Raw genomic sequence first — 9065 nt, 5'->3', positions numbered from 1 at the left:
CGGCGTCGGCGATGTCGGTGTCGGCCGTCGCTTCGGCGCCGGTAGTGGCTTCGGCACCGGCCCAGCCGGCGAGCAGGGCCCGCAGCCGCAGCGCCACCGAGGTGCGGGTGGACTCGGAGGGGGTGCTCGCCGTCAGGCTGCTCTCCAGCCGGGCCAGTTCGGCGAGCAGTGCCGCGTCGTCGCCGGCCGGTTCCGGGGTGAGCTGGTCGCGCAACGCGGTGGCGAGCGCCAGCGGCGTCGGGTGGTCGAAGATGAGCGTGGGTGCCAGGCGCAGACCGGTGTCGGCGGCGAGGCGGTTGCGGAACTCGACCGCCGTGAGCGAGTCGAAGCCCAGCTCGCCGAAGGACCGGTCGTCGCCGATGTCGGCCGGCCCGGCGTGGCCGAGGACCGCAACAGCATGGGTACGGACCAGGCCGAGCAGCGTCCGGGTGCGCTCGGCGGGCGCGAGGGTGTCCAGGCGGGCGGTCAGCGCGCGGTCGCGGCCGGTCGCGGCCGACCGAGCAGGGGTACGGGTGGCCGGCGCCAGACCGCTGAACAACTCCGGAATCGAACCCGCGGCGGCGGCCCGGCGCAGCGCGGGCAGATCCACGCCGAGCGGGACGAGCAGCGCGGCTCCGGCACCGAGCGCGGTGTCGAACAGTCCGAGCGCGTCCCCGGTCGCCAGCGGCACGATGCCACCGCGGCGCATCCGGTCCCGGTCGGCGCCAACGCCCAGACCGACGTCCCACAAACCCCAGGCCAACGACATTGCGGGTACGCCGTCGGCGCGCAACCGGCTCGCGTAAGCGTCGAGGAAAGTATTCGCGGCCGCGTAGTTCGCCTGTCCCGGGTTGCCGAGCAGCCCGGCGACCGAGGAGAACAGCACGAACGCGGTGAGCTGCCGGTCGGCGGTGGCGGCCCGCAGGTTGACGGCAGCGTCGACCTTGGCGGCCAGCACGCCCGCCAGCCGCTCGGGAGTCAGCGAGGTGAGGGTCGCGTCGTCGGTGCTGCCGGCGGCGTGCACGACCGCGCCGACCTCGACCGACGCGAGCAGGCCTCGCACGGCGCTGGCGTCGGCGAGGTCGCAGGCTTCCAGCCGGACCTCGGCACCGGCTGCGGTCAGCTCGTCGAGCAGCTCGGCGGCCCCGGGTGCGGCCGCACCGCGTCGGCTGACCAGCAGCAGGCTCTTGACGCCGTGCGCGGTGACCAGGTGCCGGGCCAGGGCCGCGCCGAGGGCCCCGGTGGCGCCGGTGAGCACCACCGTGCCGTCGCCCAGCGAGATCGGTTCCGGCGCGGCCTCAGCGAGGGCGAACCTCGGCGCCAGGACCGCGTCTGCCCGGATCGCGGCCTGGCCGATACCCGCCGCGACCAGGCCGGGGACCAGCGTGTGCCCGTCCGGGCCGCCGTCCGCGTCGACCAGGGTGAACCGTCCGGGGTGCTCGCTCTGCGCGACGCGGACCAGGCCCCACAGCGCGGCGTGGGTGAGCCCGGGCAGCGGGTCGGCCGCGGTGGTGGCCACCGCGCCGGAGGTCAGCACCACGAGGTGGCTGGCGGACCAGGCCGGGTCGGTGACCCACTGCTTCAGCAGGGCGAGGGTGGTCTGCACGGCGCGGTGCACCGCGGCCGGGCTCGCCGGTGGCGGCGCGGTGGCGTCGAGCAGCACCACCGACGGGGCGACGGGCAGGGTGGGCAGCGGCTGGCCGTACGGCAGGTGGTGCCATCCGGCCGGGTCGGTTCCGGTCACCGGAACGGGCTGCCAGGTCACGGTGTAGAGGCCGGCCTGCTCGGACGGCGCCGGCGGGGACAGTGGGCGCAGCGCGACCCGGTCGACGGCGGCGACCGGCAGCCCGGCCGGGTCGGCGATGTCCAGGCGCACGCCGCCGGGGCCGGCCGGGGCGAGCCGCAGCACGAGGCTGGTCGCGCCGGGAGTCAGGATCCGTACGCCGGTGAACGCGAACGGCAGCTGGACGGTGTCGCCGGGCAGCAGCCCGGATGCGGCAACGGCGTGCAGGGCGCTGTCCAGCAGGGCCGGGTGCAGCGCGAATCCGTCGGGTGCGGCGTCCACCTGGACCTCGGCGTACACGTCGTCGCCGGAGCGCCAGGCGCGCCGCAGTCCGCGGAAGGCCGGGCCGTAGCCGAGGCCGGCGGCCTCGAGTGCCGGGTAGAGGCCGGTCAGGTCGAGTTCGTCGGCGTCGGCGGGGACGGTCACGGTGACGAGTTCGGCGCCGGTGCCGGCGGACAGGACCCCGGTGGCGTGCTCAGTCCACGGGCCGTCGGTGCCGCTCCGGGCGTGCACGGTGACCGCGCGGCGGCCGTCGTCGTCAGGTGCGGCGACGGTGACCCGGAGCTGGACGGCGTCCCGGCCGGGCAGGGTGAGCGGGGTCCGCAGCAGCAACTCGTCGAGTGCCGGCGCACCCACCTCGGCACCGGCGGCGAGCACCATCTCGGCCAGGGCGGCGCCCGGGACGACCGTGGCGCCGTGCACGGTGTGGTCCGCCGTCCACGGGTGGGTGGTGGTCGACAGCGAGCCGGTGAACAGCACGACGCCGGAGCCGGGGATCTCGGCGGCCGCACCGAGGATGGGGTGCCCGGTGCCGGTGAGGCCGAGCCCGGTGACGTCGCCGCCGGCGCCGGTACGGGGCCGGGGCCAGAACCGGCGGTGGTGGAACGGGTAGGTCGGCAGGTCGGCGGTGGCCCGGCCGAGCAGCGCCGTCCAGTCGACGTGCTGGCCGCGGACGAACAGTTCGGCGACGGCGCGCAGCAGCGTGTGCGGTTCGGAACGGTCCCGGCGCAGCGCGGCGACCGCATCGGGCACGAGGGTGGCGAGCACGGTGTCCGGGCCGATCTCCAGGACCCGGGCCGCGTCGAGACGGGTCACCGCGTCGGCGAACCGCACCGGTTCGCGGACCTGCCTCACCCAGTACTCCGGGTCGGTCCAGTCGCCATCGGCCTCCACGGTCGAGGCCACGGCCAGGCGGGGCTCGCTGAACGTCAGCGTCGTCACGACGGCGCGGAAGTCGTCGAGCATCGGCTCCATCAGCCGGGAGTGGAATGCGTGGCTGGTGCGCAGCCGGGTCGTCTTCCACCCGTACCCTTCAAGGGGTGAAATGTCCGAAGAGGGACCTGACATGACCACAGCGCGCGGCCCGTTGACCGCCGCGATGTCAACCTCCGGGAACGCGGCACGAACCTCGTCCTCCGACGCCTGCACCGCCAACATGACCCCGCCGGCGGGCAGGGCCTGCATCAGACGACCCCGCGCGGAGACCAGCGTGGCAGCGTCGCGCAGCGTCAGGACACCGGCCGCATAGGCCGCCGCGATCTCGCCGATGGAATGGCCCGCGACGACATCCGGGCGGATGCCCCACGAGCGCACCAGGGCAAGCAGGGCGACCTCCAGGGCGAAGATGGCCGGCTGCGCCCAGCCGGTCTGCTCCACCTCCGGCTCCGGCAGCTCCAGCAGCGCCGCGACCTCGTCATACGCGGCGGCAAAGACCGGGAACACCTCGTAGAGACCGCGGCCCATGGCGAGGCGCTGGGAGCCCTGGCCGGTGAACACGATCGCGAGGCGGCCCTCGGTGGCGATGCCCCGGATGTCGTCGTCGCCGAGGTGCACCACGCGGTGCGCCAGCATGGCCCGGGTGGCCAGGGTCGCCGCGATCCGGCCCAGCGGCAGGTCGGTGCGGGCGGCGACGAGAGCGTCCAGGTCATCAAGGGCTTCCGGGCCGGCCGCGGTCAGCACGATCGGCGTCACCGGCAGCTCGATTCCGGCCACCGGCTCGACGGCCGGGACTGCTTCGAGGATGACGTGCGCGTTGGTGCCACTGATCCCGAACGACGACACCGCCGCCCGGCGCGGCCGCTCCACCGCAGGCCATTCCCGCGAGGAGGTCAGCAGTTCCACCGCACCGGCCGACCAGTCGACCTGGGTCGACGGGACGGCAGCGTGCAAGGTCGCCGGGAGTGTGCCGTGCCGCATCGCCTGCACCATCTTGATGATCCCGGCGACACCGGCCGCCGCCTGGGTGTGACCCAGGTTCGACTTCACCGAGCCCAGCAGCAGCGGCGTTGACCGATCCTGCCCATAGGTCGCCAGCAGCGCCTGCGCCTCGATCGGGTCACCCAGCGACGTGCCGGTGCCGTGCGCCTCGACCGCGTCCACGTCGGCGCTGGTCAGCCCAGCTGCTTGCAGTGCCGCGCGGATGACCCGCTGCTGCGAAGGCCCGTTCGGCGCGGTCAACCCGTTGGACGCGCCGTCCTGGTTGACCGCACTGCCCCGCACCACCGCGAGGATCGGGTGCCCGAGCCGCTCCGCGTCCGACAGCCGCTCCACGAGCAGCATGCCGACGCCCTCGGACCAGCCGGTGCCATCAGCGCCGTCGGCGAACGACTTGCACCGGCCGTCCACCGCGAGACCCCGCTGCCGGGAGAAGCCGACGAAGGTCGCCGGGGTCGCCATCACCGTGACACCACCGGCCAGCGCCGCGTCGCACTCGCCGTTGCGCAGCGCCTGCACGGCCAGATGCAGCGCCACCAACGACGACGAGCAGGCCGTGTCGACCGTGACCGCCGGGCCTTCGAGCCCGAACGAGTAGGACACCCGGCCCGAGGCGACGCTGTTGCTGACGCCGAGGAAGCCCTCGGTGTTGTCGGTGGATCCGTCCAGCACCAGGCCGTAGTCGTTGTACATGACGCCGACGAACACGCCGGTCCGTGAGCCGTGCAGCCCCCGCGGGTTGACACCGGCCCGTTCGAACGCCTCCCACGACGTCTCCAGGAGCAGCCGGTGCTGCGGGTCCATGGCCAGGGCCTCGCGCGGCGAGATGCCGAACAGCTCCGGGTCGAAGTCGGCGGCGCCGGGCAGGAATCCGCCGTGCCGGGTGTAGGAGGTACCCGGGTGGTCCGGGTCCGGGTGGTAGACGTCGGGCCAGTCCCGGTCCTCCGGGAAGAGACCGACGCCGTCGCCGCCGGCGGCGACGAGGTTCCACAGGTCGTCCGGCGAGGCGACACCGCCCGGATAGCGGCAGGCCATGCCGACGATCACGATCGGTTCTTCGGTACGGGCGGCAGCCACCGGCGCGGCTGCGGCGTCGGCAGCGGCCGGGCCGGCGAACTGCCCGGCCAGGTGCCCGGCGAGCGCGGCGACGGTCGGATAGTCGAAGACCAGCGTGGAGGGCAGTCGCAGCCCGGTGGCGGCGGCGAGCCGGTTGCGCAGCTCGATCCCGGTGAGCGAGTCGAAGCCCAGCTCGGTGAAGGCGCGGCCGGCCGCGACCTGACCGGCCGAGGTGTGCCCGAGCACGTCGGCGACCTGCGCGCGGACCAGGCCCAGCACGGCGTGGTCCCGGTCGGCCGCCGGGAGCGCGGCGAGCCGCCGGCCCAGCGCGCCGGAGGCCGGGGTACGGGTGGTGGCGCGGACCGGAGCGAGGCCCTGCAGCAGTTCCGGAACGCTCGGCGCGTTGCGCAGCGCGGCGAGGTCGATCGCCAGCGGGGCGACCAGCGGACCGGCGCCCAGGGCCGCGTCGAAGGCGGCGAGGCCCTGCTCGGCGGTGAGCGCGAGCACGCCGCCGCGGCGCAGCCGGTCGAGGTCGGCACCGTCACCCATGCCGGCGTCCCACAACCCCCAGGCCATCGAGGTCGCCGGTACACCTTCGGTTCGCAACCAGCATGCGTACGCGTCGAGGTACGCATTCGCGGCGGCGTAGTTCGCCTGCCCCGGGTTGCCGAACAGTCCCGCCGCCGAGGAGAACAGCACGAACGCGCTCAGCGGCAGGTCCCGCGTGGCCTCGCGCAGGTTGCGCGCGGCGTCGACCTTGGCGCGGAACACGGTGTCGAGGCGTTCCGGGTTCAGTGATTCCACGGTGCCGTCGTCGAGTACCCCGGCGGCGTGCACGACCGCGGTCACCGGCTCGTCGCGCAGGACGGCCGCGACCGCCGCGGCGTCGGACAGGTCGCACACGATCGAACGCACCCGGGCACCGTCGATCACCACGTCCCGGCCGGAGCGCGACAGCAGCAGCAGGTCGCGGACGCCGTGCGCCCGCACCAGATGGCGGGCGATCAGGCCGCCCAGCGTGCCGGTGGCGCCACTGACCACCACGGTGCCGGTCCCGAAGTCCGGCGTGCCGGACGTCGTGGTCCGGACCAGCCGGGGCACCCGCACCAGGCCGTCGCGTACCAGCGCCTGCGACACCCGGTAGAAAGCGTCGCCGGGGCTGTCGAGCAGGTGCACCCGGTCCGGGTGCTCGGACTGCGTGGAGCGGGCCAGGCCCCACAGCGCGGCACCGTCCGGGTCGGTGACGTGGTCGCCGACCGCGCCGAGGGTGCGGATCACCAGCCGGGAGCCGGCCCACTGCGGGTCGGGCAGCCAGGTCTGCAGCAGGTTCAGCAGCGCGGCGGTGCGGTCCCGGGCCGGGCCGGGCGCGGTCGCGTCGACCAGCAGGACCGGGGCCGGTGCGGGCAGGGCCTCGCCCAGCGTCATCGTCACCATCGGTTCCGCCTGTGGCACGACCGGCTGCGGCGTCCACTCGACGCCGAACAGCAACCGGTCCGCGGCGGCGCCCGGGCGGCCGGCTGCCGCCGGGCGAAGGACCAGGTTGTCGACCTCGGCGACCGGCAGGCCGGAGGAGTCGGCGAGCGTGAGGCGGACGCTTGCGGCGGCCGGGCCGGGCGTGAGACACACCCGCACGGTCGCGCCGGCGGGCCGCTCCCAGCGGACGCCGGAGAAGGCGAACGGTAGGTGGGCGTCGCCGGCCGGCATCATCCCGGCGGCGCCGATCGCGTGCAGCGCCGCGTCGAACAGGGCCGGGTGCACCGCGTAGCCGTCGGTGGCCTGGTCGGTGCTGATCTCGGCGAACACCGTCGTGCCGCGCCGCCAGGCTCGGCGCAGGTTGCGGAAGGCCGGGCCGTAGCCGAGGCCCGCGGCCGCGTAGTCGTCGTAGAGGCCGTCGAGGGTGAGCTCGTCGGCGTCGGCCGGCGGCCAGACCAACAGGTCCGGGGAGTCACCCGGGATTTCGAGGGTGGCGGCGAGCGCGCCGGTGGCGTGCAGGGTCCAGCCGCCTGGCTCGTCGTCGCGTCGGGAGTGGATGGTCAGCGCGCGCCGGAACGCGGCGTCGGGTGCCGCGACCTGGACCCGCAACCGGACCGGGGTGGTGGCCGGCAGGGTGAGCGGGGCGCGCAGGACGAGTTCCTCCACCGCCGGGGTACCGGCGCGGGCACCGGCCGCCTGGGCCACTTCGAGCAGCGCGGTGCCGGGGACGACGGTGGCGTCGTGGACGCGGTGGTCGGTGAGCCAGGACGGGTTGCCGGCCGTCAGGGTGCCGGTGAACAGCATCGCGCCGAAGCCCGGCAGTTCGACGGCGGCGGCGAGCAGCGGGTGCTCCGGGTCGTCGAGGCCGGCGGCGGTCACGTCGCCGGATGGCGGCGTGGGCTCCAGCCAGAACCGCCGGTGCTGGAACGGGTAAGTGGGCAGGTCAGCGTGGGGGCCGTCGCCGAGCACAGCGGCCCAGTCGACGTCTTGGCCGTCGGTGAACAGCGCGGCGACCGCCGTCAGCAGGGTGGTGACCTCGTCGCGGTCGCGGCGCAGCGCGGCGACGGCGGTGAGCAGGGTGGTGGCCTCGTCGCGGTCGGGACCCAGGGCGGCGAGCGCACCGGGCACGAGCGTGGCGAGCACGGTGTCCGGACCGAGCTCCAGGACCCGACCGGCGTTCAGCCGGGTCACGGCGTCGGCAAACCGCACCGGTTCGCGGACCTGCCGCACCCAGTACTCCGGATCGGTCCAGTCACCGGCCGGGTCGACCGTCGAGACCACGGCCAGGCGCGGCTCAGCGAACGTCAGCGTCGCCACCACGGCCCGGAAGTCGTCGAGCATCGGCTCCATCAGCCGCGAGTGGAACGCGTGGCCGGTCCGCAGCCGGGTCGTCTTCCAACCATGGGCTTCCACGGGCGACATATCCGCTTCAACCCCGGACACCACGACCGCGCGCGGCCCGTTGACCGCCGCGATGTCAACCTCCGGGAACGCGGCCCGGACCTCGTCCTCGGACGCCTGCACCGCCAGCATCGCTCCGCCAGCGGGGAGCGCCTGCATCAGACGGCCGCGCGCGGAGACCAGGGTGGCAGCGTCGCGCAGCGTCAGGACACCGGCCGCATAGGCCGCAGCGATCTCGCCGATGGAATGGCCGGCGACCACGTCGGGGTGGATGCCCCACGAGCGCACCAAGGCGAGCAGGGCGACCTCGAGGGCGAAGATCGCCGGCTGGGCCCAGACGGTCTGCTCCACCTCCGGCTCCGGCAGCTCCAGCAGCGCCGCGACCTCGTCATAGGCGGCGGCGTAGACCGGGAACGCCTCGTAGAGACCCCGGCCCATCTCCAGGCGCTGCGAGCCCTGGCCGGTGAAGACGACCGCCAGCGAGGTCCGGCGGGCCTCGACGCGTGGCAGGGTGCCGTCGCTGAGGATCCGGTCGAGGTCAGCGCGATCGGCGGCGAGAACCACCGCCCGGTGACGCAGCGGCGCGCGGCGCGACAGCGCGCGGGCGATGTCGCCGAGGGAACCTGCCGCGTTGCGGATCCGTTCGGCCTGCTCGCGCAGCGCGTTCTCGTCGGCGCCGCTGAGCACGACTGGCGTGACCGGCAGGTCAATCCCCGCCACCGGCTCGACGGCTGGGACTCCTTCGAGGATGACGTGCGCGTTGGTGCCACTGATCCCGAACGACGACACCGCAGCCCGGCGAGGCCGGTCCACCGCAGGCCAATCCCGGGCCGAGGTCAGCAACTCCACGGCGCCCGCCGACCAGTCCACCTGGGTCGACGGGACGGCAGCGTGCAAGGTCGCCGGGAGCGTGCCGTGCCGCATCGCCTGAACCATCTTGATGATCCCGGCGACACCGGCCGCCGCCTGGGTGTGGCCCAGGTTCGACTTGATCGAGCCCAGCAGCAGTGGCGTTGACCGATCCTGCCCATAGGTCGCCAGCAGCGCCTGCGCCTCGATCGGGTCACCGAGCGACGTGCCCGTGCCGTGCGCTTCGACCGCATCCACGTCAGCGGTCGTCAACCCCGCGCCTGCCAACGCCGCGCGAATCACCCGCTGC

The 9065-nt window shown here is 74.6% G+C and carries 1 pseudogene; it reads right to left on the bottom strand.

Annotated elements, in window-relative coordinates:
- Positions 1–22: 22 nt before the first annotated feature.
- A pseudogene (locus tag Apa02nite_RS52175) lies at positions 23–9065 on the bottom strand (SDR family NAD(P)-dependent oxidoreductase); the annotation flags it as partial.

Source organism: Actinoplanes palleronii (assembly GCF_016862315.1).
Classification (GTDB): domain Bacteria; phylum Actinomycetota; class Actinomycetes; order Mycobacteriales; family Micromonosporaceae; genus Actinoplanes; species Actinoplanes palleronii.
The sequence above is the reverse complement of the archived record's forward strand: the minus strand, read 5'-3'. Positions and strand labels throughout refer to the sequence as shown.